The sequence below is a fragment of the Pectobacterium wasabiae CFBP 3304 genome, from assembly GCF_001742185.1.
Classification (GTDB): Bacteria; Pseudomonadota; Gammaproteobacteria; order Enterobacterales; family Enterobacteriaceae; genus Pectobacterium; species Pectobacterium wasabiae.
Genome location: NZ_CP015750.1, coordinates 4,553,255 through 4,578,859, shown reverse-complemented (window position 1 = coordinate 4,578,859; position 25,605 = coordinate 4,553,255). Strand labels below are relative to the sequence as shown.

The 25,605-nt window shown below is 51.9% G+C and carries 24 protein-coding genes and 1 tRNA gene; 13 read left to right on the top strand and 12 right to left on the bottom strand.

Annotated elements, in window-relative coordinates:
* The first annotated feature begins 3 nt into the window (after positions 1-3).
* From A7983_RS20790 to uca, 3 genes are all read left to right on the top strand, one after another.
* Positions 4-750, top strand: coding sequence for an urea amidolyase associated protein UAAP1 (locus tag A7983_RS20790; RefSeq protein ID WP_005972553.1), 747 nt, complete (start codon positions 4-6; stop codon positions 748-750).
* Positions 751-761: 11 nt separating this feature from the next.
* Positions 762-1,397, top strand: a complete 636-nt coding sequence (locus A7983_RS20785; protein ID WP_005972551.1) for an urea amidolyase associated protein UAAP2 — start codon at positions 762-764, stop codon at positions 1,395-1,397.
* Between the two features lie 242 nt (positions 1,398-1,639).
* Positions 1,640-5,242, top strand: a complete 3,603-nt coding sequence (uca, locus tag A7983_RS20780) for an urea carboxylase (RefSeq protein WP_005972550.1) — start codon at positions 1,640-1,642, stop codon at positions 5,240-5,242.
* A gap of 51 nt (positions 5,243-5,293) precedes the next feature.
* Here the strand turns inward: uca and A7983_RS20775 are convergent, their stop codons facing one another.
* The 6 genes from A7983_RS20775 to A7983_RS20750 all read right to left on the bottom strand — a co-directional run bounded on the left by A7983_RS20775 (position 5,294) and on the right by A7983_RS20750 (position 11,777).
* Positions 5,294-5,989: a LutC/YkgG family protein gene (locus A7983_RS20775; protein ID WP_039478486.1), complete on the bottom strand. Its 696-nt coding sequence runs from the start codon at positions 5,987-5,989 to the stop codon at positions 5,294-5,296.
* On the bottom strand, positions 5,989-7,410 hold the full coding sequence (locus A7983_RS20770; protein WP_005972548.1) for a LutB/LldF family L-lactate oxidation iron-sulfur protein: 1,422 nt from the start codon (positions 7,408-7,410) through the stop codon (positions 5,989-5,991). The genes A7983_RS20775 and A7983_RS20770 overlap by 1 nt, the downstream gene beginning before the upstream one ends.
* A 9-nt stretch (positions 7,411-7,419) precedes the next feature.
* The gene (locus A7983_RS20765; RefSeq protein WP_005972547.1) at positions 7,420-8,139 is read right to left on the bottom strand and encodes a (Fe-S)-binding protein; all 720 of its coding nucleotides are present in this window, start codon (positions 8,137-8,139) and stop codon (positions 7,420-7,422) included.
* Between the two features lie 46 nt (positions 8,140-8,185).
* Positions 8,186-9,739: an L-lactate permease gene (locus A7983_RS20760; protein WP_005972546.1), complete on the bottom strand. Its 1,554-nt coding sequence runs from the start codon at positions 9,737-9,739 to the stop codon at positions 8,186-8,188.
* A gap of 285 nt (positions 9,740-10,024) precedes the next feature.
* A tRNA-Val gene (locus A7983_RS20755) sits at positions 10,025-10,101 on the bottom strand.
* A gap of 302 nt (positions 10,102-10,403) precedes the next feature.
* A complete protein-coding gene (locus A7983_RS20750; RefSeq protein ID WP_005972545.1) occupies positions 10,404-11,777 on the bottom strand; it encodes an MATE family efflux transporter in 1,374 nt (457 codons plus the stop codon).
* Between the two features lie 248 nt (positions 11,778-12,025).
* Between A7983_RS20750 and A7983_RS20745 the strand changes: the two genes are divergently transcribed.
* The gene (locus tag A7983_RS20745; RefSeq protein ID WP_005972544.1) at positions 12,026-12,661 is read left to right on the top strand and encodes a riboflavin synthase; all 636 of its coding nucleotides are present in this window, start codon (positions 12,026-12,028) and stop codon (positions 12,659-12,661) included.
* A gap of 62 nt (positions 12,662-12,723) precedes the next feature.
* On the opposite strand, the gene cfa is transcribed toward A7983_RS20745, so the two are convergent.
* Positions 12,724-13,875: a cyclopropane fatty acyl phospholipid synthase gene (cfa, locus tag A7983_RS20740; RefSeq protein WP_005972543.1), complete on the bottom strand. Its 1,152-nt coding sequence runs from the start codon at positions 13,873-13,875 to the stop codon at positions 12,724-12,726.
* Between the two features lie 308 nt (positions 13,876-14,183).
* The gene (gene purR, locus A7983_RS20735) at positions 14,184-15,209 is read right to left on the bottom strand and encodes an HTH-type transcriptional repressor PurR (RefSeq protein WP_005972542.1); all 1,026 of its coding nucleotides are present in this window, start codon (positions 15,207-15,209) and stop codon (positions 14,184-14,186) included.
* A gap of 390 nt (positions 15,210-15,599) precedes the next feature.
* On the opposite strand from purR, the gene cydH reads away from it, so the two are divergent.
* Complete coding sequence (cydH, locus tag A7983_RS24055; protein WP_005972541.1) at positions 15,600-15,689, top strand: cytochrome bd-I oxidase subunit CydH; 90 nt, start codon at positions 15,600-15,602, stop codon at positions 15,687-15,689.
* 98 nt (positions 15,690-15,787) lie between these two features.
* Here cydH and A7983_RS20730 read toward each other — a convergent pair whose 3' ends face one another.
* Positions 15,788-16,639, bottom strand: a complete 852-nt coding sequence (locus A7983_RS20730; protein ID WP_005972540.1) for a C40 family peptidase — start codon at positions 16,637-16,639, stop codon at positions 15,788-15,790.
* Between the two features lie 341 nt (positions 16,640-16,980).
* On the opposite strand from A7983_RS20730, the gene A7983_RS20725 reads away from it, so the two are divergent.
* Positions 16,981-17,331, top strand: a complete 351-nt coding sequence (locus tag A7983_RS20725) for a Grx4 family monothiol glutaredoxin (protein ID WP_005972539.1) — start codon at positions 16,981-16,983, stop codon at positions 17,329-17,331.
* A gap of 111 nt (positions 17,332-17,442) precedes the next feature.
* On the opposite strand, the gene rnt is transcribed toward A7983_RS20725, so the two are convergent.
* Together rnt and gloA are read right to left on the bottom strand one after the other, a co-directional pair.
* Entirely contained in the window at positions 17,443-18,114 is a 672-nt protein-coding gene (gene rnt / locus A7983_RS20720) for a ribonuclease T (protein WP_005972538.1), read from the bottom strand.
* Between the two features lie 159 nt (positions 18,115-18,273).
* Positions 18,274-18,681 (bottom strand): lactoylglutathione lyase, encoded by a 408-nt coding sequence (gene gloA / locus A7983_RS20715; protein ID WP_005972537.1) that lies wholly within the window; start codon positions 18,679-18,681, stop codon positions 18,274-18,276.
* 289 nt (positions 18,682-18,970) lie between these two features.
* On the opposite strand from gloA, the gene A7983_RS24770 reads away from it, so the two are divergent.
* A complete protein-coding gene (locus tag A7983_RS24770) occupies positions 18,971-19,210 on the top strand; it encodes a DUF1289 domain-containing protein (protein ID WP_071531137.1) in 240 nt (79 codons plus the stop codon).
* A 230-nt stretch (positions 19,211-19,440) separates the two neighbouring features.
* Positions 19,441-19,878, top strand: coding sequence for a transcriptional regulator SlyA (gene slyA, locus A7983_RS20710; protein WP_005972535.1), 438 nt, complete (start codon positions 19,441-19,443; stop codon positions 19,876-19,878).
* Positions 19,879-20,009: 131 nt separating this feature from the next.
* On the opposite strand, the gene A7983_RS20705 is transcribed toward slyA, so the two are convergent.
* Complete coding sequence (locus A7983_RS20705; RefSeq protein ID WP_005972534.1) at positions 20,010-20,477, bottom strand: outer membrane lipoprotein; 468 nt, start codon at positions 20,475-20,477, stop codon at positions 20,010-20,012.
* Positions 20,478-20,827: 350 nt separating this feature from the next.
* On the opposite strand from A7983_RS20705, the gene anmK reads away from it, so the two are divergent.
* The 5 genes from anmK (at position 20,828) to pdxY (ending at position 25,601) form a co-directional block, all read left to right on the top strand.
* A complete protein-coding gene (gene anmK / locus A7983_RS20700; RefSeq protein ID WP_005972533.1) occupies positions 20,828-21,940 on the top strand; it encodes an anhydro-N-acetylmuramic acid kinase in 1,113 nt (370 codons plus the stop codon).
* A gap of 96 nt (positions 21,941-22,036) precedes the next feature.
* Positions 22,037-22,354 (top strand): MliC family protein, encoded by a 318-nt coding sequence (locus tag A7983_RS20695; protein WP_005972532.1) that lies wholly within the window; start codon positions 22,037-22,039, stop codon positions 22,352-22,354.
* Between the two features lie 106 nt (positions 22,355-22,460).
* Positions 22,461-23,144, top strand: coding sequence for a pyridoxamine 5'-phosphate oxidase (pdxH, locus tag A7983_RS20690; protein WP_005972531.1), 684 nt, complete (start codon positions 22,461-22,463; stop codon positions 23,142-23,144).
* Positions 23,145-23,378: 234 nt separating this feature from the next.
* Positions 23,379-24,656, top strand: coding sequence for a tyrosine--tRNA ligase (gene tyrS, locus A7983_RS20685; protein WP_005972530.1), 1,278 nt, complete (start codon positions 23,379-23,381; stop codon positions 24,654-24,656).
* Positions 24,657-24,740: 84 nt separating this feature from the next.
* Positions 24,741-25,601, top strand: a complete 861-nt coding sequence (gene pdxY / locus A7983_RS20680) for a pyridoxal kinase PdxY (RefSeq protein ID WP_005972529.1) — start codon at positions 24,741-24,743, stop codon at positions 25,599-25,601.
* Positions 25,602-25,605 lie beyond the last annotated feature (4 nt).

Here is a 25,605-nt window from a genome sequence, read left to right as displayed (position 1 = left end):
GTGATGACAGAGATACAGATATCGAAAAATACATCGGCAGGCCGGTCAACATTTGATGAAGAAACGGTACCGGGCGGAGGCCATACTTCCTTCATTCTCAAGCGCGGACAGATTCTGCGGATCACCGATGTGGAAGGCAGCGGCAATGTGGGTCTGCTGATGTTTAACGCGCACCAGACTAGCGAACGGTTAAACCTGCCGGACACTCTGAAAGGACAACACACCGCCAAATTAACGGTTGGACACTGTCTCTATTCCGACATGGGACGGGTACTGGCGGCGATCGTTACCGACACCTGCGGTTGGCACGACAGCATGGGTGGCGTACTCAATGCGCAGGAGGTGCATGAGAAATACGGGCAGGGGCGTTATCAGGAACTGCGTAACGGTTTTTTCCGTAACGGGATGGATAACCTGCTGGTCGAAATGGGGAAATGGAATCTCAATCTGCAAGATCTGCTGATGACGATCAACCTGTTCAGCAAAGTCACGGTGGATGCGCAAGGACAGTTTCACTTTCACAGCAATCATTCTCAGGCGGGCGACTACATCGAGCTGTATGCACCGATGGACACGCTGGTGGTGCTGACTGCCTTGCAACACCCGATGGATCCTAACCCGATATATGCGCCGCGTCCGATCTCGCTCACCTGGAGCCGAACAGAAGGTGAGGATGTCGCCAAATACTGCCGTGAGTTCCGTGAGGAAAATGCACGCGCGTTTCACAATACCGAACGCGGTTATCTATAAGGAGGCCGGATATGACGTTAATTGCCAGCAATAAAATAGCCGAAGACGCGGTCTTCCGTCATGTGATCCCTGCCGGAGAACCCTATCTGTTTGAGGTCAAGCAAGGTCAGACGCTGCGACTGCTGGATTTGGAAGGTAACCAGGCGGTGGATACGCTGTTCTATCGCGTTGATGACCCACGCGAACGTTACGATCCACAGCGCACGCTGCGCCGCCAGAATAGCGTCTACCTGACGACGGGCAGCGTGCTGTTCTCCAATCTCGGTAATCCGTTGTTGACAATCGTCGCTGATACCTGTGGTCGGCATGACACCCTGGGTGGTGCCTGTGCGCAGGAGAGCAATACCGTGCGCTATGCGCTCGACCGACGCTACATGCACAGTTGCCGTGACAATTTTCTTTGTGCCTGTCTGCACGATGGTCGTCTGAACAAGAAAGATATTGGTGCGAACATTAACTTCTTTATGAACGTGCCGGTAACGGCAGAAGGCGGGCTGACCTTTGAGGATGGCATTTCCGCGCCGGGAAAATACGTAGAGCTACGCGCCGAAACGGATGTCATCGTACTGATTTCCAACTGTCCGCAGCTTAACAACCCGTGTAACGGCTGGAACCCGACGCCTGCGGAGGTGCTGATATGGAACTGACGCCGGATCGTTGCCGTGAAAAACACACGCGATGGCAGTGCATGAAAGCGTGGCTGGTGAGCGCATTGGAGGCGAGAGCTAACCGGTATTTTCTGCCGTCGACGAACCGTTCTCCGCCTGACAAAGCCTGATAATTCCGGTGTGGTAGCACGCCTCTACATCATTTGACCGTTACCGCGATGGACGACCATCATGCGGATCGCATTTTGGCGGGACGACCTGCCCTTGCATGAGTCTAGCGTATGTTCGATACACTTCTGATTGCTAACCGTGGTGCGATTGCGTGCCGTATTCTGCGTTCATTGCGTGAGATGAACGTCCGTGGCGTCGCGGTCTACTCTGATGCTGATATCAGCAGCCTGCATATTCAGGATGCCGATGAAGCGATTAGTCTGGGAGAGGGCGCGGCGGCACATACCTATCTGGATGTCGCGAAAATTTTATCGGCGGCGCAGCGTAGTGGGGCGCAGGCCATCCATCCGGGATATGGTTTTCTGTCTGAGAATGCGGCGTTTGCCGAAGCCTGTGAAGCGGCGCAGATTGCCTTTGTTGGGCCGACACCGCAGCAGTTGCGTGTGTTCGGCTTAAAACATACCGCACGGGCGCTGGCGAAAAAGTACCACGTTCCGCTGCTGGAAGGCACCGAGCTGCTGGAAAATATTGATGCTGCTCTGTGCGCGGCGGCAGAGATTGGCTACCCGGTCATGCTCAAAAGCACGGCGGGCGGCGGTGGGATTGGAATGCGCGTCTGCTACAGCGCCACGGAACTGTCCGAGGCGTTTGACACGGTAAAGCGGCTGGGACAGAACAATTTCAGCGATGCGGGTGTTTTCATTGAAAAATATATCGAACGCGCCCGGCATCTTGAGGTACAGATTTTTGGTGATGGTCAGGGCGACGTGCTGGCGCTGGGGGTTCGGGACTGCTCGGTACAGCGTCGTAACCAGAAAGTCATTGAAGAAACGCCTGCGCCCAATCTGCCGGACGGCGTCGCTGACGCACTGTGTTCTGCGGCAATCAGTCTGGCGCAGGCGGTGAATTACCGCAGTGCGGGGACGGTGGAGTTCGTCTACGACAGTGCGACCGACCGTTTTTATTTTCTTGAAGTCAACACGCGCCTACAGGTTGAGCACGGCGTAACGGAGCAGGTCTGGGGCGTGGATCTGGTGCGTTGGATGATTGAACTGGCCGCAGGGGATCTGCCGCCGCTGCGCGAACTGGCTGCTCAACTGAATCCTCAGGGGCATGCGATTCAGGCGCGTCTGTACGCTGAAGATCCGGGCAAACAATTCCAACCGTCACCGGGATTATTGACGGAAGTCGAATTCCCCACGTCAGAAGGACACCGCCTGCGCATCGATACTTGGGTGACGGCCGGGTGTGACATCCCCCCGTTTTTTGACCCGATGCTGGCGAAGATCATCGCCTGCGCACCGACCCGTGAGCAGGCAATGGCTGTGCTGGATCGAGCATTGGCGGACACGCGACTCTACGGTGTGGAACACAACCGTGACTACCTGCGTCAGATTCTGGCGGCAGAACCGTTTACCCGCGGCCAGCCGTGGACGCGCTGTCTTGATGCGCTGGCCTATAAGGCGACAACCTGCGAAGTGGTGAGTGCGGGTACGCAAACCACTGTACAGGATTACCCAGGACGTCTTGGATACTGGTCGGTCGGCGTGCCACCGTCGGGTCCGATGGACGATCGCGCGCTGCGTTTAGGGAATCGATTAGTGGGAAATCCAGCGGGAACGGCTGCGCTGGAGATCACAATGAACGGGCCGACATTGCGTTTTAACACGGATGCGGTGGCGGCTGTTACGGGGGCGACTATCGCTATTGAGATAGATGGTCAGCCCGTCTCGATGGATCGCCTATTTGCGATACCAGCCGGTGCCACGTTGCGTTTAGGGGCAATGCAGAAACAGGGTGTACGCAGCTATCTCTGCCTGCGTGGTGGTATTGAGGTGCCAGATTACCTTGGTAGTAAAAGCACGTTCACGCTGGGGCAGTTTGGCGGACATGCCGGGCGTGCGCTGCGGGCGGGGGATGTCTTGCACCTTGCTCCGCTGACGGACAGACGCGTCGGCGACAGCCTGCCGGACGCATTGCGCACCACCTTGCCTGCGGTGCGTGAACTGCGCGTAATTTATGGTCCACATGCTGCACCGGACTATTTTACACCTGCCTATATGGACACCTTTCTTTCTACCGAGTGGGAAGTGCATTTTAACTCCAGTCGTACTGGCGTGCGCTTGATTGGGCCGAAACCAGAATGGGTTCGCGATAGCGGTGGAGAGGCTGGGTTGCATCCTTCGAACATTCACGACAACCCGTATGCCATCGGTGCGGTGGATTTCACGGGGGATATGCCGGTCATTCTGGGGCCCGATGGCCCAAGTCTGGGCGGTTTTGTTTGTCCGGTGACGGTGATCGAGGCCGACCTGTGGGCGTTAGGGCAGCTTAATGCTGGCGATCGCGTGCGCTTTATTCCCGTCGATCTCGCCACGGCGCGTTCGCTGGCATTGGCGCGTCATGCTGAGGTGGAGCAGCTTGTTCCTATCGCCATCGATTGGTCGCCTGCTGTGCGCATTTCTCCAGTGGTATTGGATATCGGTGACGCGGATAAACGGCTGGTTGCACGGCTGTCTGGCGATACCCATCTATTGCTGGAAGTGGGGGCGGCGGAACTGGACGTGGCGCTGCGTTTTCGCGTTCATGCGCTAATGCTGGCGCTGGAACAGCAGACGCTGGATGGCATCATTGATATCACGCCGGGCATTCGTTCGTTGCAGGTGCACTATCGCCCAGAGACGCTGGTGCTATCGCACCTGTTAGACGTGCTTTCCTCGCTATGGCTTGCCGTTTGTACGCAAAAAAATCTGACTGTACCGTCACGAGTGGTTTATCTGCCGCTGTCCTGGGACGATCCCGCCTGCCAGTTGGCGATTCAGAAATACATGACCACGGTACGCAGCGATGCGCCCTGGTGCCCGAGTAACCTTGAGTTTATCCGCCGTATTAACGAACTGGATAATCTCGATGAGGTGTATCGCACGGTATTTGATGCCAGCTATCTGGTGATGGGGCTGGGCGACGTTTATCTTGGTGCGCCCGTTGCGACACCGCTGGATCCGCGCCACCGTTTAGTCACCACCAAATATAACCCAGCGCGTACCTGGACGGCGGAAAACTCGGTAGGTATTGGTGGCGCTTACCTGTGTGTTTATGGCATGGAAGGACCGGGTGGCTACCAGTTTGTCGGGCGCACGCTGCAAATGTGGGATCGCTATCGCGGCGTTGACGCCTTTAACGGCAAGCCGTGGCTGCTGCGTTTCTTCGACCAAATTCGCTTTTATCCGGTATCGGCCGATGAACTGTTATCCATCCGACGGGATTTCCCCTTAGGGCGTTACCCGCTACGGATCGAACACAGTGAACTGGTGCTAAACGCCTATCAGGATTTCCTGTCGCGGGAAGCGGAAGAGATCGAGACATTCCGCGTGCGCCAACGGGCGGCGTTTGAAGCGGAACGCGAGCGCTGGCGTATTGCCGGTCAATCGGTGGCGGATAGCGTGGATGTGGTAATTGAGGACGCGAGCGAAGCGCCGATCCAACCGGGGCAGGTCGGTGTGGAAAGCCCCATTTCCGGCAACCTCTGGCAGGTCGTTACGGCGGTGGGTAAGACGGTGGTTGAAGGAGAAACGCTGATGATCCTTGAATCCATGAAAATGGAGATCCCGATTGTATCGCCACAGCGCGGCAGGGTTCGAGAGATTCGCTGCCAGCCCGGCGCATCGGTTCGTGCCGGGCAGTGCGTGGTGGTGATTGAGTATCAGGGATAAATTCTGTGATGTATCGTGGCAGGCGGCGAAATGATGCCGCCTGCCCGGGTGTTAACAGTCCTCAACGATCAGATAGGCGGCGTTAATCGGCCCGTGTACGCCGACCACTTTGATCAGTTCAATATCGGCGGTGGAACTCGGGCCACCAATAATATTAATACACGACGGCATACGCTCGCCTTGTTGCGCCATGTGATGTAGGTGCTGTGCCAACTGTGCGATGCGGGGTAACAATGTGCTTTTACGTAGCACAAAGAGAGAGGACTCCGGCAGCAGGCTGACGGCACGTCCTCGCTGAGGAGCGGAAAATAGCACCACGCCGCCTGATTCGGTTAGGCCATATTCCGCGTAAACTACGCCGACTTTAGCTTGCTCTGCCAGCCGCAGGTTTTCTTCTCCCACGCTGGGATCCCATACGGTGGCCTGACACTCACGCTGCAAACACGCGGTGATCCCTAATGCCTCTAAACGCCGATCGCCGCTGATAATCACGGGCGCGTGACCGTATTTATCGCACAATCGCAGCGCAGCCTGCGCTGCGTCGGCTTCACTGGTGATTTCGCAGTGTGCCAGCATGACGTTAGTGGCGACATCGATAAAGGCATCACAACGCTGTTGCACGGTGAGATCGGTTAATCGGGTACGAGCATGATGGCTCGCTGGCCTGGGTAGCGGAGCGGGAGCGTGGCGCACCTTGCGGCCAAGCTGACGGGCAATATCGGCCAGAAAACTATCGCGGTTTTCCATCATTTTCTTCCTCTCGCCTGATGTTTCTTAAACCAACTGCGGAAGCTTTCACCGTCTGCATCCGGCAGATCGCGCGCTTCCGTCCATTCACCGATGGCACCCATCTCAATGCGTGGTTTACCGTTTTTGATAAACCAGCCTGCGGCATGGGCTCCGGTGATCATTCCGACCTTCCATAGCTTTGGATGACTATTCACGTAGCTGAATAGCTTCGTCACGCGCTGTTCGGCTTTCGGCGTTATTCCGCTTTCCGCCATAACGCGTCGGTGTTTGAGAATCAGTGACGATAAGGGAATGCGGACTGGGCACACGGTGTCGCAGGCGGTGCAGAGCGAGCAGGCATAGGGCAACTCCTTGAAATCCTGATAGCCACCTAACAAGGGAGAAATAACCGCACCAATCGGGCCAGGATAAATGGAGCCGTAGCCGTGTCCACCGATGTGACGATAGGCAGGGCAGGTGTTGATGCAGGCGCCACAGCGGATACAGCGCAGAATATCGCGGAACGCGGAGCCGAGAATCTGTGAACGACCGTTATCGACGATCACCAGATGGAATTCCTGCGGCCCATCAATATGTCCCGCCTCCCGTGGCCCCGTCAGCCAGGTGTTGTAGCCCGTCAGACGCGCGCCGACCGCGCTACGTGCCAGCATGGTGATTAAAACGTCCACTTCCTCAAACGTCGGGGCAATACGCTCCATGCCCATCACCGCAATGTGCGTTTTTGGCAGCGTGGTACACATGCGCGCATTACCTTCGTTGGTGACCAGACACACCGAGCCGGTTTCCGCCACCGCGAAGTTACAGCCGGTTACGCCAACTTCCGCACTGAGAAAATCCTCACGTATCTTCTTACGAATAAACAGCGTCATGGCTTCTGGCGTTTCTGGCCCGTCATAGCCTAGTTTTTCGTGTAATACCTTGCGGATCTGGTAGCGATCTTTGTGGATAGCGGGAACGACGACATGTGACGGCGGATCTTGATCCAGTTGCAGAATATATTCGCCCAGATCGGTTTCGATAACCTCAATTCCCGCCTGCTGCAAGACGTGGTTCATGCCGATTTCTTCGGTGACCATCGATTTCGCTTTGACGACTTTTTTGGCATGGTTAGCCTGAGCAACCTGAAGGATATAGCGGGTGGCATCCTCTTTGGTTTTAGCGAAATAGACGTGTCCACCGTTGGCTGTCACTTTTTCTGAGAGCTGGTAAAGGTAGGCATCGAGGTTGTTAAGTACATGCTCGCGGATCTGGGCGGCATGGTCACGCCATGCTTCCCAATGGCCTAACTCGTCGACCATTTTCTGACGATTTGCGCCGATACGTTCTTGCGCATTGGCAACCGCCTTACGCATGATGGGATCGTGAATCTGGGTTTGAATACGATCCTTGAATTTAACATCACTGGTTTTTAGGCTCATATCCTCTCCTTAGCGGCTCATCAAGACTTCGGCGATGTGCATCACCTTGACCGGATGGCCTTCACGCTGCATGCGGCCACCGATATTGAGCAGGCAACTGACATCAGCGCCAATCAGGTAGTCGGGTTTGACATCCATCATGTGGCTGACTTTTTCTTTGACCATTTCGCCAGAAATTTCTGCCATCTTCACCGAAAACGTACCACCGAAGCCGCAACAGGTTTCTTCTGCCTTAAACGGCAGCAAGTGCAGGCCCTGAACGTGGTTGAGTAGCGCGATGGGCTCTTCGCGCACGCCTAACTTGCGAAACAGGCTACAGGAAGGGTGGTAAACCGCGGTTCCTGATAGACGAGCACCGACATCCGTCACGCCAAGCGTATTGACGATGAACGAGGTTAGGTCTTTCATGCGTTCGGCGACGCGTTCGGCACGCAGTACCCATTCTGGCTCATCGGCCAGATACTCAGGATAGTGGCGGATCGCGTTCATGCATGAACCGGCTGGAGAAATGATCGGGTCGTCATTGTCTTCCAGCGCGGCAATGATGCTCTTCATGCCGGGAATAGCACTGTTGATATAACCGCCGTTGATGGCCGGTTGCCCGCAACACGACTGTTTTTCGGGAAAGTGCACGTGGCAACCCAACTGCTCCAGTAGCAGTACGGAATCACGTGCCATACGGGATTTCAGAGCGTCACCAATACAGGTAACAAAAAAATTAACATTCACGACAGACTCCCATTACTCAATGTAGATGGATTTTTTTATTGTTACATCAGGCCATAAACAGGTAGTAGACCAGGCCGACCTTGAGCCCGAGAATGATGATGTAAACGCCACAATACTTCAGCGTACCGGACATGATTGCGCTGCCTTGCCCTTCCATGCGCGTTGCCGACACCGCGATCGCGATACTTTGCGGCGATATCATCTTGCCGCCGGTGGCCCCTGCGGTATTCGCCGCCGCCAGCCAGACGGGATCAACATGCAATTTTTCCGCCGCCATGGTTTGTAACTTGCCAAACAGCACGTTGGAGTTGGTGTCGCTGCCGGTGACGAAAGTGCCTAACGCTCCAATTACGGGAGCAATAAACAGATATCCCCCTCCGGTTACGTCCACCATGGTTTGTGCCAGCGTGGCGATCAGTCCGCTGACATCCATTACCGTCGCCATGGCGACGATAGCGGTAATTGCGATAATCGAGTTTCTAAGCTGTTTTACCGTACTGACGAAGACACTCAGCATGGTTCCCAGATTCGCGCCCTGTATAAAACCGCCCAGCAGACTGGCGATGATGATCAGGACGCCGGGAGTGGCAATCCAATCGATCTTCAACTTCAGTACTTGTGTCTCCGTCAGGTAAAAGGGAATGACGGAAGCCACCTGAGAGACGATGCCTCTGATAGTGGGGAACAGCGGAGAGCAAAGCAGAATAAAGGTAAAAATCAGGATATAAATCGCACAGGCACGCCCCAGTTGACTGGAGGAGTAGCCTGATAGGGAAGTGCGCTGCGCGCTGTCGATAAGGTAGGCCGTTTCGGTCTCTTTTTTACGGCATTTTGCCATTAACGTGACCGCTATCAGGCTGGCTAAACTGCCTGCGAAAGCGGGCAATTCGGCCCCGAGGTGGACGGCCACAATATACTGCGGCACCAGCGTGGTGATGCCGCACACCAGCGTAATAGCGAACACGCCGCGAATGGCTTTAATACCGCCACCGATGATTGCGATGATGACAAAGGGGAGGAGAATATTGAATAACGCCAGTTGCAGTACAACCGTGGCGCTTAATGTGGTGACCGGGAGGTTAACCTGTTCCGCTAAAATGGAAACCGGAATGCCGACAGCGCCGAAAGCGGTAGGAACGGTATTCGCGACCAGCGATGCGACGGCTGCCTTCATCGGGTTAAAGCCGAGTGCGATAAGGATGCCGATGGGGATCGCAACAGCGGTGCCATAACCCGCTGCGGCTTCGAGAAAACCACCAAAACACCATGAAATCAGCAATACCTGAATACGTTTATCATCGCTGACACTGGCAAGGACATCACGTAGTACGTCCATGCTGCGTGTTTTTTGCATCAGGTTATAACTGTATATGGCACCCAGAATAACGATGACAATGGGCCATAGGCCTTTCAGAGCGCCATAGCTTGCCGCTAACCCCAGCGTTTTTAGTGGCGTGTGCCAGAATAGAGCGGCGATCGCGACGGTTAGCGTCAGCGTAATCAGTACCGCATGGTGGATAGGCATTTTTATTTTGAGAATAAGAACAATCATAACTAACAGTGGGAAGCTACCCAGGAAAAAATATAAATAATCGTACATAGCGGTGTCCTGACATCCTGATTTTAAGAAGTAAAAAAACAAGGAATACCAACGTGGTGCTATATACACTTATATAATGAGCGGTTATTAAATAGTTTTAGCTGAATCGGGTCAGATGAAACAAAAAAGTGCATAATGGGTGTGAAAATAGTTACTTAATGGTTAATTTAGTTACTTAACTGGGCGCAGTAAAAGATATGAACTAACAGATTGTTGTGAATGACGGTGTTTGTTGCATCAAAGAATGGGGAATAAGTAAGGAGTAAAAGAGGGAAAAGCAAAAAATGGTGCGTTCAATTGGACTCGAACCAACGACCCCCACCATGTCAAGGTGGTGCTCTAACCAACTGAGCTATGAACGCATTTAGATACCGAACTGCCTGTCTGACAGCGGGGCGAATAGTAGCGAGCAAGGGGAAAACTGGCAAGAAGAAAAATGCAATTTTGTGCACTTGCCGGTGCGATTGCTGAGCTTGTATTCGTTCCGCCGTTTTTTTCGACGATACCCGTCATGCTTCAAGCTGCTTGTGCGTTGGCTGCCCTTAAATACTCGGCCCGTCGTGGGCCTCGCCCTAAAGAGCCAACGCTTTGGCGTTGTTCAAAACGCCAGCGTTTTGTCACGCAACTTGAATTATTTAGGGTAGAAGACAGGATGAAACGTTATCTAGCGGGCGGCCCGCGCTAAAATTCGCGCGGCGGGCTGGCGCTGAAGAAAACGAATCCGCGTCACCATCATCACTGCTGCTGCCGTTAGGCCAATGATGAAACCACACCAGAAACCCGCAGGTCCCATGCGCGGCACGATGACGTCTGTCAACGCCAGCAGATAGCCGCTTGGTAACCCTAATACCCAATACGCAGTGAACGTAATATAGAAAATCGCGCGGGTGTCTTTATAACCGCGCAGTACGCCACTGCCGATTGCCTGAACCGCATCGGATATTTGATAAACAGCGGCTAAAAGCATGAGCTGCGAAGCCATCGCGACCACCAGAGGATCTTGATTGTAGAGCAGGGCGATAGGTTCACGCAGTAGCGTAGTGAAAATTGCCGTGCAACTGGCTAACGCGACTCCCGCCATGATGCCAGTGTGTGCGGCAATGCGGGCGTTTTCAACCGATCCCTCCCCTAAACGATGCCCGACGCGAATGGTCGTGGCAACGCCAACCGAGAGCGGGAGGACGAACATCAGAGAGCTGAAGTTTAGGGCAATCTGGTGGCCTGCCACATCGACGACACCCAGCGGTAAAACCAACAGCGCTACCACCGCAAACAGCGTAACTTCAAAAAGTAGTGCCAGCGCGATAGGTAAGCCGAGGCCAAACAGTCGTTTGAGTACGGCAACATCCGGCCGGAATGCCGGGCGATGAAGGCGGATATCGCGTAGCCAGGGAGCACGTCGGGTATAGAGCATCATCAACAGCATCATGATCCAGTAAACCGACGCGGTAGCCACGCCACAGCCGACGCCGCCCAGTTCGGGCATGCCAAATTTACCGTGGATAAAGATATAGTTAATCGGGATGTTGATTAACAGCCCAATGAACCCAATCATCATGCCGGGATAGGTTTTGGACAGCCCTTCACACTGGCAGCGCAGCACTTGGTAGAACAGATAACCGGGTACGCCCCACAGCAACGCATGCAGATAACCGATGGCTTTTGCTGCCAGTTCCGGTGAGTCGGCGCTCATCAGATTGATGGCATATTCACCCTGATACAGCACCAGCATGGTCAGCAGAGAAATGATGGCGGCCAGGAAAAACGATTGCCGCACCTGATGAGAGATGCGATCGCGACGGCCGGAACCGTTGAGCTGGGCGACAACGGGCGTTAGCGCCAATAGCAAACCGTGGCCGAAAAGAATGGCGGGTAGCCAGATAGACGTCCCCACTGCGACGGCGGCCATATCGGTGGCGCTATAAGCGCCTGCCATGATGGTGTCAACCACACCCATTGATGTTTGGGACACTTGCGCAATAATGACAGGAACAGCAAGCGCCGATAATTTACGCGCTTCTGTCAGATACTGTTGCACGGATACCTTCCTTGAATGACTTAATTTTGCTAGCGGGATGAATAATCTGGATATGAAAAACGTCAAGAATAAAATGAGAGCGTTATTGTAACGACTTAATAAAAGTAAACCAGCATGAAAGAGAATATATTCTTTTTGTTACGCTGCCGTTTCGAGAGCGTTTGACGCTCGGCATTCCGGTTTGGTTTTCCGTAAAATATCGGGCACACTGCACAGCGTCATTTCTTTGTTTTTAAGAGGCAAACCGCATGTTTACCGGTATTGTTCAGGGCACCGCACCTGTGGTGTCAATTGAAGAAAAATCCAATTTTCGTACTCACGTTGTTCAACTCTCCCCCGACCTGCTGCCAGGGCTCTCGCTCGGTGCATCGGTGGCGCACAACGGCTGCTGCCTGACGGTGACGGCTATTGACGGCGATCGTGTCAGTTTTGATCTGATGAAAGAAACGCTGCGGCTAACGAATCTGGGTGATATTCATGAAGGCGATGTCGTGAATATTGAGCGAGCGGCGAAATTCGGTGATGAGATCGGTGGACATGTGATGTCGGGCCACATTATGTGTACGGCGGAAGTGGTTAAGATTCAGGTTTCAGAGAACAACCACCAGATTTGGTTCCGCCTGGCAGATGAAGCGCTGATGAAATACGTGCTGCACAAAGGTTTCGTCGGGATTGATGGCATCAGCCTGACGGTGGGCGAGGTGACTCGCGGACGTTTCTGCGTGCATTTAATTCCAGAAACGTTGAATCGCACAACGCTAGGGCAGAAGCGTTTGGGGCATCGCATTAATATTGAAATCGACCCGCAAACGCAGGCCGTGGTGGATACCGTCGAGCGCGTACTCGCCAGCAAGCAGGCGAGCGAACTCGGTAGCGAAGACTAAGTTTTGTGTCGCCTATTTTGTTAAACCGGATGGATACGCTCATCCGGTTCCTCTTCTTCCTCTCAACGCAAAACGCATAATCCGCCGTCAATGCCATTAATGCTGAAGACAATCTGCCAGAGCTGAAGATCTCTTGCTCTGAATGCTCCGGCACATGCGTTCAGATAGTAGCTGAACATCCGACGGAAGCGGGCAGTATAGCGTGTGGAAAGCTGGGGCCATCCTTGCTGAAAGCGCGTATGCCACGCCATTAAGGTACGATCGTAATCGGCACCGAAGTTGTGCCAGTCCTCCATCACCATGTAAGGTTCACTCGCCTGCGCAATATGCTGAATGGATGGAATGCAGCCGTTGGGGAAGATATATTTATGAATCCAAGGGTCGAGGCGTGAACCGGTTGAGTTAGCGCCGATGGTATGCAGCAGGAACAGCCCATTTGGCTTTAGGCTGCGGCGTACAATACGAAAGTAGTTATCATAGTTGCGTGGCCCGACGTGCTCAAACATGCCTACCGATACTATTCGGTCAAATTGCCGATCGAGATCGCGGTAATCTTGTCGCCTGATGAGGACGTCCAAATTTTGACAGCGCTGCTGCGCCAGCATCTGTTGTTCTTTGGAAATGGTGATGCCGTAAACGGAAACACCGTAGCGGCGCGCCGCAAATTCGGCAAGTCCACCCCAACCGCAACCGATATCCAGCAGCGTCATCCCTGATTTTAGCTGGAGTTTTTCACAAAGCAGGGTGAGTTTGTCTTCCTGCGCCTGTTCCAGCGTTTGCGCTTGTTTCCAGTAAGCGCAGGAATATTGCATGTAAGGATCCAACATCAGGGCAAAAAGGTCATTACCCAAATCGTAATGCAGCTCGCCGACCACTCGGGCACGTCTGCGGGACTGCAAATTGGTGATGCGGGAAATGGCGACTCGCGTAAGATCGTGCAAGCGGCGAGGTAATGTATTTTCTAGTCCTGCGCGCAGGACACGATGGAAAAACATATCCAACCGTTCACACTCCCACCATCCGTCCATATAGCTTTCACCTAACCCCAATGAACCTTCCTGCAAGACGCGTTTAAAAAAACTGGTATTGATCACGTGGATGTCAAAAGGACGAGAGCCGTTAATGGTGATATCCGCAGCGGTTAGCCTTTCCTGCATGATTTTGAACCAGGGCGAGGTATGGCTACGCTGTTCTTTTGCATAAGGTGTACCCATGATGTCTCCTAAATTTTTCACGTGTGAAAGTATGGAAAAACATACCTGGACAGCACTTACCGCAGCCGATGTATCGGCTGTCACCAGAGAAAAATGAAGAAGAAATTTGCGCGTAAACGGGGTGCCCATTGGCAAAAAATGCGTACCTGTTTACCGAAGTGCGGCCATCACTATTTTGGGTTTTATCAGTGAAACTGAAACGCAAAGTTCAGTTTAGAGTCGCTTCAGCCAATATACAAGAGAATTGGCTGAAGCAGAGAGGGAAAGCGGATAGGTATAAGAAAATCGTGTGTGTTGAATTGTCGAGGTTAGCGGCGATAATCGCGGAACGGGCCGTCGGCAACCGAGCGGCGCTCAATCAGCGTCGGATGCACTTCAATGACGTGTGCATCTTCGCGCTTGCTGGTAATACGATCCAGCAACATAGAGAAGGCGGATTGGCCCAGACGCTCTTTCGGCTGATGGATGGTGGTTAGTGCCGGTGTAAAGAACCGTGCGTGACGCACATTGTCATAACCGATCACCGAAATATCCTGTGGTACACGTAACCCCAATTCGTCTGCCGCACAAATGGCACCCATCGCCATGATGTCGCCACCACAGAATACGGCGGTGGGCCGCTGTTTTTGCGCGAGAATCTGATGCATGGCTTTATAACCGGATTCCGGTTCAAAATCGCCTCGCACGACCCATTCATCGCGCACGGCGATGTCGGCTTCCTTCAACGCTTTTAAAAAGCCAAGGTAGCGTCCGTTGCCCGTGTTGCGCTCTTGTATTCCTGGGATGGCACCGATATCCCGATGGCCGCGTTCAATCAGATAGCGACCCGCCATATAGCCGCCTTCAAAGGCGTTATCGATGATGGTATCGGTGAAATCGCTGTGCATTTGTCCCCAGTCCATGACGACCATGGGAATGCTGCGATAATCTTCCAACATGCCCAAGAGTTCTGGCGGGTATTCGGCACACATGACCAGCAGGCCGTCGACGCGTTTTTGCGCCAGCATCGAGAGATAAGCGCGCTGTTTGCCGATGTCGTTATGAGAATTACACAGCACCAGCGTGTAGCCTTTGGCATAACAACTGTTTTCGACTGCTTCAATGATCTCAGCGAAATAGGGTGCTTCGCTGGATGTGGCCAGCAAGCCGATAGATTTAGTGTGATTAACTTTGAGGCTGCGGGCGACGGCGCTGGGCGAGTAGTGCAATTCCTTGATTGCTGCCCTGACGGCTGCCTTAGTCTCTTCGGCGACGAAACGTGTTTTATTAATCACGTGCGATACGGTTGTGGTGGAAACGCCAGCACGTTTTGCCACATCTTTAATCGTTGCCATCTAAAAATGACTCCTGAACTTACCTGTTACAGACGTAAGTATATTGTTAATCGTTTGCCTACGTTTAAAGTTCTTCTTCTAAGCTAAAAAACAGGATTTCAGAAGGAGAGTGCCGAATGTTATACCGAAGGGATCTGGCTTGACGTTTTTCGACTGATACGCAGCGCTTTCATAAACAGCGGATTGTGTCCGATTTATCATGAAAGTGAAAGGGCTAATTTATACTATTAGTGATGCATTCGTCGGAGATTTTTCGCTAGAATTATGAAAGAATCGTAATAACCCTATTATTTGTGGCTTTAACTGCCCTGTGGGTTCTGCTGCAAATGGTGGTGTCTTTTTTTCAGAGGAAGTTTCAGATGAAACTTGTTCGCTAATAAGGAGTGGTTTATGGATACAAATCTGAAGATGTCTCTGCTGACAACCGTTGGCTCGTTGGCCGTGATCATCGCATTTAGCTTTGTTGCGGTGCTGAACTAACCGCTCGGTGCTTCCGCATTAGTTAAGCACGCAGACACGTTTGTGGTGCATAAAACGTGTCTGCATCACTGCTGTTCGACGTAGGTTGCCCCTATCTCTTAACGAATAGTCTGTGGTGTCACCACGCGCCGCGCTCCAACATAGTGCTCCTGCCAATAGTCCTCACTCAGTTTGCTGATACGAATATCTGAGCCTGTACGCGGCGACTGGATAAATTTGCCTTCTCCCAAATAAACCCCGACATGATCGGCTGCCCCACGATTGTTGATGCGGAAGAAGACCAGGTCGCCACTTTCCAGTTCACTCTTTTTAATCGGAGCGGCATCGCGCAGATGGTACATTTCGTTCGCGGTACGTGGGATTTGGATCTTAACGACATCTTTATACGCATAATAGACCAGTCCGCTACAGTCGAATCCGGTAAAAGGAGATGAACCGCCCCAGTGGTAAGGTTTACCGATCTGGCTCATCAACTTATTCATTGCTGTCGTTTTGGCGTGCTGATAGCGTTTTTTGTGTGCCGCGCTCAGCGTCATCCCTTTTTCTGTGGTTGGTGGGTCTTTATCCACTTTCCCTTTGAGTACGGTCTTCTTCAGCCCGGTTTTGACTCTGGCCTGTGCGATTGTCTGCCTATCGTTTTCAGGCTTCAGCTTTTTAAGGTTTTTTTTCACTAGCGCTGGTGTGCTACCTTGCGTCCGTGATGGCGTCTTTTCTGCCGATTTGTTAGCCGTGCGAGGTTTGGCCTTATTGCTGACTGCGATGGGTTCTGGTTTTTTGCTTTTGATTGGCGTCGGTGATTTAGCATTACCCTTTGTTTGACGACCTTTCTTATTCGTTTCTTCAACGGCGCTTTTCTTCGGTGCAGAATGCGGGGTATGCGGCGCAGCCTGAACGATGTTCAGGGATAGGTTGCTGAAAAATAATATAAAAAGAGTAATAAATAAGCGCATAATAAAAGTGACCGAACATAATCCTTAACTCGCTCAATCCGCACAGTATTCCTGAAAACGGCGTCATAAAAAAGTGGGCACGGTCGCTTTATTCATACAGAATAGTGAAAAAACGTTAATAGTTATTTTTTCGTTTGATTTATCAGCGTTTTCTGGCGTTGATTTCACCAATGCCGAATAATCGAGATAGAAAAATAACCCTACAAAAAATGGCGTTTTTTTGTAGCTAGTGGCATCGGTACAATATCATTGAGTCAATGTCGCTGTCGTAACACTCTGACAGCGACTCATGGCTAGCGTTTTGGACGTTAGCCATCCTATAGATTTAAGGAAGCAAGAAGATGACGACACCGACAATTGAAAAAATTCAGCGCCAAATTGCTGAAAACCCGATTCTGCTGTACATGAAAGGTTCCCCAAAATTGCCAAGCTGCGGTTTTTCTGCACAGACCGTTCAGGCATTGTCTTCCTGTGGCGAACGCTTTGCTTATGTTGATATTTTACAGAACCCGGATATTCGTGCTGAGCTGCCGAAATACGCGAACTGGCCGACATTCCCACAGTTGTGGGTGGACGGCGAACTGGTTGGCGGCTGTGATATCGTAGTTGAAATGTTTCAGCGCGGTGAACTGCAACAACTGATCAAAGAAACGGCTGATAAATACAAAGCGCAGCAGGCCGATCAAGAGTAATGCTTTAAGCACGTGTAATAACAATGCTAAGTATTGTTATATTGTGAGCGTGAATATTCCAACGGGTGCCTTATGGCACCCGTTGTTTTTACCACTAATTTTCGCGTTTTATCAGTCTTCGGTTGACGCGTCTTCGGCAGCATTTTCTTCCAGCGCAAGTGGCCACCCACCCAGACGTTTCCAGCGATTAACCAACTCACAGAATAATAATGCGGTCTGGTTGGTGTCATACAGCGCGGAGTGCGCCTGGCTGGAGTCGAACGCAATACCGGCGGTAATACAGGCTTTAGCCAGAACCGTCTGGCCCAGAACCAGCCCGCTGAGTGCGGCGGTATCGAACGTGGCGAAAGGGTGGAATGGGTTACGTTTCAGGCTACAACGATCCGCTGCCGCTGCCATAAAACTGTGATCGAACGTGGCATTATGCGCCACGATAATCGCGCGGTTGCAGCCCTGATCTTTAATCCCTTTACGCACGACTTTGAAAATTTCGTGCAGCGCATCGTATTCGCTCACTGCGCCGCGCAGTGGGTTGGTGGGGTCAATACCGTTAAACGCCAACGCTGCAGGCTCTAGAATCGCACCTTCGAATGGCTCAACATGAAAATGTAGGGTTTCATCTGGCTGTAACCAACCGTCTTGATCCATTTTTAATGTTACCGCCGCGACTTCCAGCAAGGCATCGGTTTTCGCATTAAATCCAGCGGTTTCAACATCAATCACTACCGGGTAAAACCCACGAAAACGGCCGCTCAGGGCGTTCAGATCACTTTTATCAGCCATTTGTCTCTTAATTGTCAGCAAAACGCAGCGCGCATTATGGCAAATTTTGGCCGGAGATGCAGCATGCCCGTTGGCTTTCAAACGAAGGAAATAGCAGAAGATGAGAGGAGGCGAAGAGGGAGAACAGGTGCCGATGTAGCACCTGTAGAATACTGGATATTAGTGACCGATGCCGCTACCAGCGTGGGCGTTCTCGATCAATTCGATTTTATAGCCGTCTGGATCTTCGATGAATGCGATAACGGTAGTACCGCCTTTGACCGGGCCAGCTTCACGCGTCACATTGCCACCCGCTTTGCGGATACGCTCACAGGTTGCGGCAACATCGTCAACGCCCAACGCGATATGACCATAGGCGTTGCCTAAATCATAGCTGTCGACACCCCAGTTGTAAGTCAGTTCGATAACTGCACCTTCGCTCTCCTCGGTATAACCGACGAAAGCCAGTGTGTATTTGTATTCGGTATTTTCGCTGGTGCGTAGTACACGCATTCCCAGAATCTGAGTATAGAAATCAATAGAACGTTGTAAATTGCCAACACGCAGCATGGTATGAAGTAAACGCATAATGCCCTCGTTAAAAAAGTGCAACAAAAGGGAAGTATAGCGTTGTGGCTCTGGTGAGTCCAAGCTGTTGGGGTGATGCTAAAAATGCGACACGATGGTGAGGTTTGTGTTAAAACGTACTAACCGGAGGGGTTTATTGCGCAGTAGGGGAATTTTAGGCTACCTTGCGTATAAAAAAATCGTCAGTGATTACAATGCTTATCTAATTATTTTCATTGTGACGGTCCGTTTTGGCTTGCCAGCAGTAAAGAACAGGGCTTCAATAAATAGAGTTGTCGCGGGAGGTGGTGTGCCAGAGCAACTTGAACTCTTTGTTGTCCCTAATCCGTGCCGTGGTATTTGTCAGACGGATGACAGCGGATATTGTCGCGGTTGCTTTCGCAATCGTAACGAACGCTTTAGTTGGAGCCAAATGAGTGATGCGCAGAAACAGGATGTACTGCGTTTGTGTCGGCAAAGAATGAAACGGTCACAGCGTTCAGAAAAAACCGATACACCAGTAGAGTCCCATCAGCCATCGTTGTTTTAAGCCATTTTGTCTTAGATGATCTATTTACGTGAAATTTTGTTTAAGCAACGTAGTCGCGTTCGATTGAATAAAATAAGCCTAAGATCATTTTTAAAAGGCGTTTATTTGATAGAATCGCCTTCCGTGAAGGTTCTATTTTTACGATAATAATATCGTTTTTTTATTCTTATAAATCAGAGTTGATTGCAATCCAGGGATATAACTTAGCGTGCTAACAATAAGGAGAGGTGATGGAATTGCCATTAGGATCTGATTTAGCTCGTCTGGTGCGCGTGTGGCGTGCACTGGTCGATCACCGATTAAAACCACTTGAACTGACTCAAACGCATTGGGTCACGTTGCATAACATATACCACTTACCCCCCGGCCAGTCGCAGATTCAATTGGCTAAAGCAATCGGTATTGAGCAACCCTCATTAGTCCGGACATTGGATCAACTTGAGGAGAAGGGGTTAATCACTCGCCACGTTTGTGCTCACGATCGTCGGGCAAAACGTATTATGCTGACTGAATCAGCAGAACCAATAATACAGGCAGTCAATGGTGTAATTAGTCATACACGAAGTGAGGTGTTATTTGGAATTACGCCGGAACAGGTTGATGAATTAGCGCTGTTGGTTGCGCGTCTTGAGAAAAATATATTGGCATTACATGAAAATCAAGTGTAACTAAATTTGGGTTACGCAGAGGGAGAATGAAATCCCGGTAATATTACTGATACCAATTATTGGTTATTTATTCCGGGAATTTTTTATTCGTTGTGACGATCGCCGCGAAAAGCGGCGATCGTCATGCAACATTAGCGTGGCGAGACAGTGATACTGCGGCCATTGCTGGCCATGGCAACACGTTGACCTGCGCTGAATTTCGTATCGCCCTGTTTCTGCACTACCATAATGGTACTGCCGTCATCACGACGAATTTCCAGCTCTACGCCCTGTGTACGGTTCAGTGCACCCGTCGCGCTTTGACCCGCGACACCACCCGCCACCGCGCCAGCCGCCGTCGCCAGACTACGACCGGAACCGCCGCCGATAGTATTACCCAGGAAACCACCCAGTACAGCACCGCCCAGCGCGCCGATAACGTTAGAATCTTCCCCTGCCTGAATTTGCACCGGGCGCATAGAAACGATGGTGCCGTAGGTAACGGTCTGCACCTGTTTAGCTTCGGATGCGCTGTACACATCACCAGAAAGCGTACTGGTATTAGCACAACCAGCGAGCGTGATACCCGCAAGGGTAACCACAAGCAAACGCTTCATCATAATAAAAACTCCTCAATAGCGAATATGTCGGGCTGGCTCAGCCTCGGCCGACGCAGTGTTATACCCATAAATTATGGTCTGGCTCAGAGTAGCATGCCACTCTTTTTACTCTTTTTTTCAGAATATAATAGTGCGCTTAAATTACGTCTAAACAGAAGAGTAAATAGCACAACACTCGGCTTTTTTTGTAGCAAATATTATCAAAATCCCACTTTTGGTTAAAACCTAACCCGTATGGCAAAAACGCAAAAAATTTAATAATTCAGCGTGTTAACGTGCTATTTTTATTCTCAACGTAACGGTTGTTATCGGTGTTCTCTTTTTAATCCCACAGTGGAAAAGGCTATATAATGAGATCAGGCAGATATATTGGCGTGATGTCCGGCACCAGTCTTGATGGTGTTGATGTTGTGCTAGCCGCGATTGATGAACATACGGTTGCTCAGCAGGCCAGCTACTGTCACCCGATACCGCAGGATATCAAAATGGCCATCTTGGGGATGTGTCAGGGGCAGGCAGTGACGCTGTCTGCCTTGGGCCAGTTGGATACGCGTTTGGGTATTTTGTTTGCCGAAGCGGTTCTGACGCTGCTTAAAGAGACGGGGCTGGGGGCGCAGGATATTACCGCGATTGGCTGCCATGGGCAGACGGTCTGGCATGAACCTACGAGCGATGCACCGTGTACGTTGCAGATAGGAGATAATAACCGTGTTGCTGCCTTAACGGGTATCACGACCGTGGGCGATTTTCGTCGTCGCGATTTGGCTTATGGTGGGCAAGGCGCGCCGCTGGTGCCATCATTCCATCATGCGCTGTTACTGCATCCTGTCGAGCGTCGTATCGTGCTCAATATCGGAGGGATCGCCAATCTGTCACTGTTGGTGCCGGGTGCGCCCGTGCGGGGTTACGATACCGGGCCGGGGAATATGCTACTGGACGCCTGGATCTGGCGGCACTGTGCCCAGCCGTATGATAAAGACGCGGTATGGGCGATGAGCGGTCAGGTGAACCCGTTATTGCTACGTCGAATGTTGACCGATCCTTATTTTGCGTTACGGGCACCGAAAAGCACCGGACGTGAGTATTTCAATCTGGGCTGGTTGGAAAGAATGCTAGCTGGCCTGCCGCCGATTGCGTCGCAGGATGTTCAGGCGACGCTGGTTGAACTGACGGCCATGAGCATTGCTGAACAGGTGCTACTGGTCGGTGGATGTGAGCGTTTATTGGTTTGTGGTGGCGGTGCGCGTAATCCACTCATTATGATGCGCCTCTCGGCCCTATTGCCGGGTATCGAAGTCAGCACCACGGATGAATATGGCGTGAGCGGCGATGATATGGAGGCGCTGGCATTTGCCTGGCTGGCGTCACGAACGCTATCGGGATTGCCGGGTAATCTGCCGTCAGTCACGGGGGCGAGTCAGGAAACTGTATTAGGCGCGATTTATCCGAGCAACGTGGATTAATCAGATTTTACCGAGAGGTTCGTGTTTATCCTCTTGTTAAACTTCAATGAGCGGCAGCGTTAGTTGTCACCATCGACAAGAATGACAGGAGAAAAAATGAAACAATTGCTGACGGGGGCCGTGCTGATCCTGCTAAGCGGATGCAGCTATTTTGGTCATAAACAGACAGTGGAAACGCTGCATTATCAATGTGGCACCATGCCGCTAACCGTCACGTTACAGCAGGGCGGCGAAAAGCCTGCACAGGTGAGTTTCCTGCTGGATGGCGAACGCTTGGTGCTTCCTCAGGTGGTGTCCGCTTCTGGAGTCAGGTACAGCAATGCCACCTATACGTTCTGGAGCAAGGGCGAGCGTGCATTTATCCAACGAGGTGAACGCGTTATCGTGGACGATTGCATGTTGTCACCGATGTAACTGACACCGAACGTTAGTGGTGTCAGTGCTGATTGCGATTTTTCGGGTACGGGAGCAGAATGGGATTTTCCCCGCTTCTGGCCCGACATTGCGACAGCAGGATATTATGACTCAGGAACGCTCCCCCTCTGACGGTACTCCTCTTATTCAACCAGCCGATATCGCTGACATCCGCCGTGAATACACGCGTGGCGGGCTTCGTCGTGGCGATCTCCCTGCTAACCCGCTGGATTTGTTTGAACGCTGGCTGAAACAGGCGTGTGACGCGAAGCTGGCCGATCCTACCGCGATGTCTGTCGCGACTGTTGATGAACACGGGCAGCCCTATCAACGTATCGTTCTGCTTAAACACTATGATGAGAAAGGCATGGTGTTTTATACCAATATGGGCAGCCGAAAAGCTCATCATCTGGAAAGCAATCCACGTATCAGCCTGCTTTTCCCCTGGCATATGCTGGAACGGCAGGTGATGGTGTTAGGGCGCGTAGAGAAACTGTCGCCGCTTGAGGTGCTGAAATACTTCCATAGCCGTCCGAAAGACAGCCAGATTGGTGCGTGGGTATCAAAACAGTCTAGCCGGATTTCCGCGCGCGGCGTGCTGGAAAGCAAGTTTTTAGAATTGAAGCAAAAATTCCAAAGTGGCGACGTCCCTTTACCGAGTTTTTGGGGGGGCTTCCGCGTCGTCATCGATTCTGTCGAGTTCTGGCAGGGCGGTGAGCACCGCTTGCATGACCGATTTTTCTACCAGCGACAAGAAGAGAGCTGGCAGATTGATCGTTTAGCGCCTTAATCACGAAATATCCGTGTTAAACGCTGGCGCTCCTACCATCGGCACTTTATTCTATGAAGTTTCGCGTTGGCTGGATATTGCCCGGCGATATGGCGTTCGTAGTCTGTTGCGTAAGGTAATGCGGCAGCGAAATCATCATGCGACAGCAGACAGGTATGCTGCGCATTTCTCACGGCTCTGCGCGTAAACCCAAAGGGGACGTAACGGCCTGTTTTTATAAAAATGGAGTTATCGATGGCGAGTAGTAACCTGATTAAACAATTGCAAGAGCGGGGCTTGATTGCCCAGGTGACGGATGAGGAAGCGTTAGCAGAGCGGCTGGCGCAAGGGCCAATTGCACTGTATTGCGGTTTTGATCCTACCGCTGACAGCTTGCATTTGGGGCATCTGGTGCCGCTGCTCTGCCTGAAGCGCTTCCAACTTGCTGGTCACCAACCGGTAGCACTGGTCGGTGGTGCGACGGGGCTGATCGGTGACCCAAGCTTTAAAGCCACAGAGCGTAAGCTGAACACGGCTGACACCGTGGGTGAGTGGGTAGAAAAAATTCGCCGCCAAGTTTCTCCTTTTCTGGATTTTGACTGCGGTAAAAACAGTGCGATTGCTGCCAATAACTACGACTGGTTTGGCAACATGAACGTGCTGGATTTTCTGCGTGATATCGGCAAGCATTTCTCCGTTAATCAGATGATTAGCAAAGAAGCCGTTAAGCAACGTTTAAACCGTGATGATGTCGGTATTTCATTCACTGAGTTCTCCTACAACCTGTTACAGGGGTATGACTTTGCCTCGCTGAACAAGCAGCATGACGTCGAACTGCAAATCGGTGGGTCTGACCAGTGGGGCAACATCACGTCGGGTATCGATTTGACGCGCCGTATGAATCAGAAGCAGGTTTACGGTCTGACTGTTCCACTGATCACCAAATCTGATGGCACGAAATTCGGTAAAACGGAAGGCGGCGCAATCTGGCTGGATGCCAGCAAGACCAGTCCTTACAAATTCTACCAGTTCTGGATCAACACGGCGGATGCCGATGTGTACCGCTTCCTGAAGTTCTTTACGTTCATGAGCCTCGAAGACATTGATGCGCTGGAAGAAGAAGACAAAAACAGCGGCAAAGCTCCACGTGCTCAATACGTGCTGGCGGAAGACGTCACGCGTATGGTTCATGGTGAATCGGGTCTGGAAGCGGCTCGTCGCATCACGCAAAGCCTGTTCTCTGGCGCGTTGCAGGATATGACGCAGGACGACTTTGCTCAGCTCGCGCAGGATGGCATGCCGATTATCGAACTGGAAAACAGCGCTGATTTACAACAGGCGTTGGTCAGCGCCGAACTGGTGCCGTCGCGCGGTCAAGCGCGCACGATGATTGCTTCGAATGCGGTAACGATTAACGGCGAAAAGCAGGCTAATCCTGAATACACTTTCAGTGCTGCTGACCGCTTGTTTGATCGCTACACCTTGCTGCGTCGTGGTAAAAAGCACTACTGCCTGATCTGCTGGAAAGCATAAGCATCACCGATAAGGGAGCGTAAGCTCCCTTTCTTCTTGTAAGTTGAGGCGCATAGGCGCTGGCAAGGGTTTGAGTTATATCTAATGAAAAATATACTTTCCATCCAATCACATGTCGTTTTTGGTCATGCGGGTAATAGCGCAGCAGAGTTTCCAATGCGTCGGATGGGCGCAAACGTTTGGCCATTGAATACGGTACAGTTCTCGAACCATACCCAATACGGGAACTGGACGGGGTGTGTGATGCCTGCCAGCCACTTGACTGAAGTGGTGCAGGGGATTGCGAATATCGACAAGTTGAAGACGTGTCATGCGGTGCTGAGTGGTTATATCGGCTCTGCTGAGCAAGGTGAACATATTCTGGATATTGTTCGGCAGGTAAAAGCCGCCAACCCTGACGCGCTATACTTCTGCGATCCTGTGATGGGGACGCCGGAGAAAGGCTGTATTGTGGCTCCCGGTGTCTCTGGTTTTCACTGCCAGCAGTCGCTGCTCGCGGCTGACATTATCGCGCCAAATCTGCCTGAACTGGAACTGCTTGGTGGCCGTACCGTGCATAACGTGACGGAAGCCGTGGAGACAGCACGGGCACTGTGTGAAAAAGGGCCAAGAATCGTTCTGGTGAAGCACCTTAGTCGAGCGGCAAGTCGTGAAGATAGCTTCGAAATGCTGCTGGTCACGCCGACGGGTGCCTGGCACATCAGCCGCCCGCTGGTGGAATTTGAACGCCAGCCTGTAGGCGTAGGCGATTTGACCAGTGGGTTGCTGCTGGTGAATTTGCTGAAAGGTGTCGCGTTGGATAAAGCGCTGGAGCACACAACGGCGGCTGTGTATGAAGTCATGTTAGTGACGAAAGAAATGAATGAGTATGAACTGCAACTGGTTGCGGCTCAGGATGGTATCGCCAATCCACGCCATCATTTCCAGGCTGTTCGCCTGTCGTGAAACG

Excerpts from the sequence above, each read along its gene's own strand:
- A7983_RS20790 (WP_005972553.1), top strand. The coding sequence starts at position 4 with ATGACAGAGATACAGATATCGAAAAATACATCGGCAGGCCGGTCAACA.
- A7983_RS20785 (WP_005972551.1), top strand. The coding sequence starts at position 762 with ATGACGTTAATTGCCAGCAATAAAATAGCCGAAGACGCGGTCTTCCGT.
- uca (WP_005972550.1), top strand. The coding sequence starts at position 1,640 with ATGTTCGATACACTTCTGATTGCTAACCGTGGTGCGATTGCGTGCCGT.
- A7983_RS20775 (WP_039478486.1), bottom strand. The coding sequence starts at position 5,989 with ATGGAAAACCGCGATAGTTTTCTGGCCGATATTGCCCGTCAGCTTGGC.
- A7983_RS20770 (WP_005972548.1), bottom strand. The coding sequence starts at position 7,410 with ATGAGCCTAAAAACCAGTGATGTTAAATTCAAGGATCGTATTCAAACC.
- A7983_RS20760 (WP_005972546.1), bottom strand. The coding sequence starts at position 9,739 with ATGTACGATTATTTATATTTTTTCCTGGGTAGCTTCCCACTGTTAGTT.
- A7983_RS20745 (WP_005972544.1), top strand. The coding sequence starts at position 12,026 with ATGTTTACCGGTATTGTTCAGGGCACCGCACCTGTGGTGTCAATTGAA.
- cfa (WP_005972543.1), bottom strand. The coding sequence starts at position 13,875 with ATGGGTACACCTTATGCAAAAGAACAGCGTAGCCATACCTCGCCCTGG.
- purR (WP_005972542.1), bottom strand. The coding sequence starts at position 15,209 with ATGGCAACGATTAAAGATGTGGCAAAACGTGCTGGCGTTTCCACCACA.
- cydH (WP_005972541.1), top strand. The coding sequence starts at position 15,600 with ATGGATACAAATCTGAAGATGTCTCTGCTGACAACCGTTGGCTCGTTG.
- A7983_RS20730 (WP_005972540.1), bottom strand. The coding sequence starts at position 16,639 with ATGCGCTTATTTATTACTCTTTTTATATTATTTTTCAGCAACCTATCC.
- A7983_RS20725 (WP_005972539.1), top strand. The coding sequence starts at position 16,981 with ATGACGACACCGACAATTGAAAAAATTCAGCGCCAAATTGCTGAAAAC.
- rnt (WP_005972538.1), bottom strand. The coding sequence starts at position 18,114 with ATGGCTGATAAAAGTGATCTGAACGCCCTGAGCGGCCGTTTTCGTGGG.
- gloA (WP_005972537.1), bottom strand. The coding sequence starts at position 18,681 with ATGCGTTTACTTCATACCATGCTGCGTGTTGGCAATTTACAACGTTCT.
- slyA (WP_005972535.1), top strand. The coding sequence starts at position 19,441 with ATGGAATTGCCATTAGGATCTGATTTAGCTCGTCTGGTGCGCGTGTGG.
- A7983_RS20705 (WP_005972534.1), bottom strand. The coding sequence starts at position 20,477 with ATGATGAAGCGTTTGCTTGTGGTTACCCTTGCGGGTATCACGCTCGCT.
- anmK (WP_005972533.1), top strand. The coding sequence starts at position 20,828 with ATGAGATCAGGCAGATATATTGGCGTGATGTCCGGCACCAGTCTTGAT.
- A7983_RS20695 (WP_005972532.1), top strand. The coding sequence starts at position 22,037 with ATGAAACAATTGCTGACGGGGGCCGTGCTGATCCTGCTAAGCGGATGC.
- pdxH (WP_005972531.1), top strand. The coding sequence starts at position 22,461 with ATGACTCAGGAACGCTCCCCCTCTGACGGTACTCCTCTTATTCAACCA.
- tyrS (WP_005972530.1), top strand. The coding sequence starts at position 23,379 with ATGGCGAGTAGTAACCTGATTAAACAATTGCAAGAGCGGGGCTTGATT.
- pdxY (WP_005972529.1), top strand. The coding sequence starts at position 24,741 with ATGAAAAATATACTTTCCATCCAATCACATGTCGTTTTTGGTCATGCG.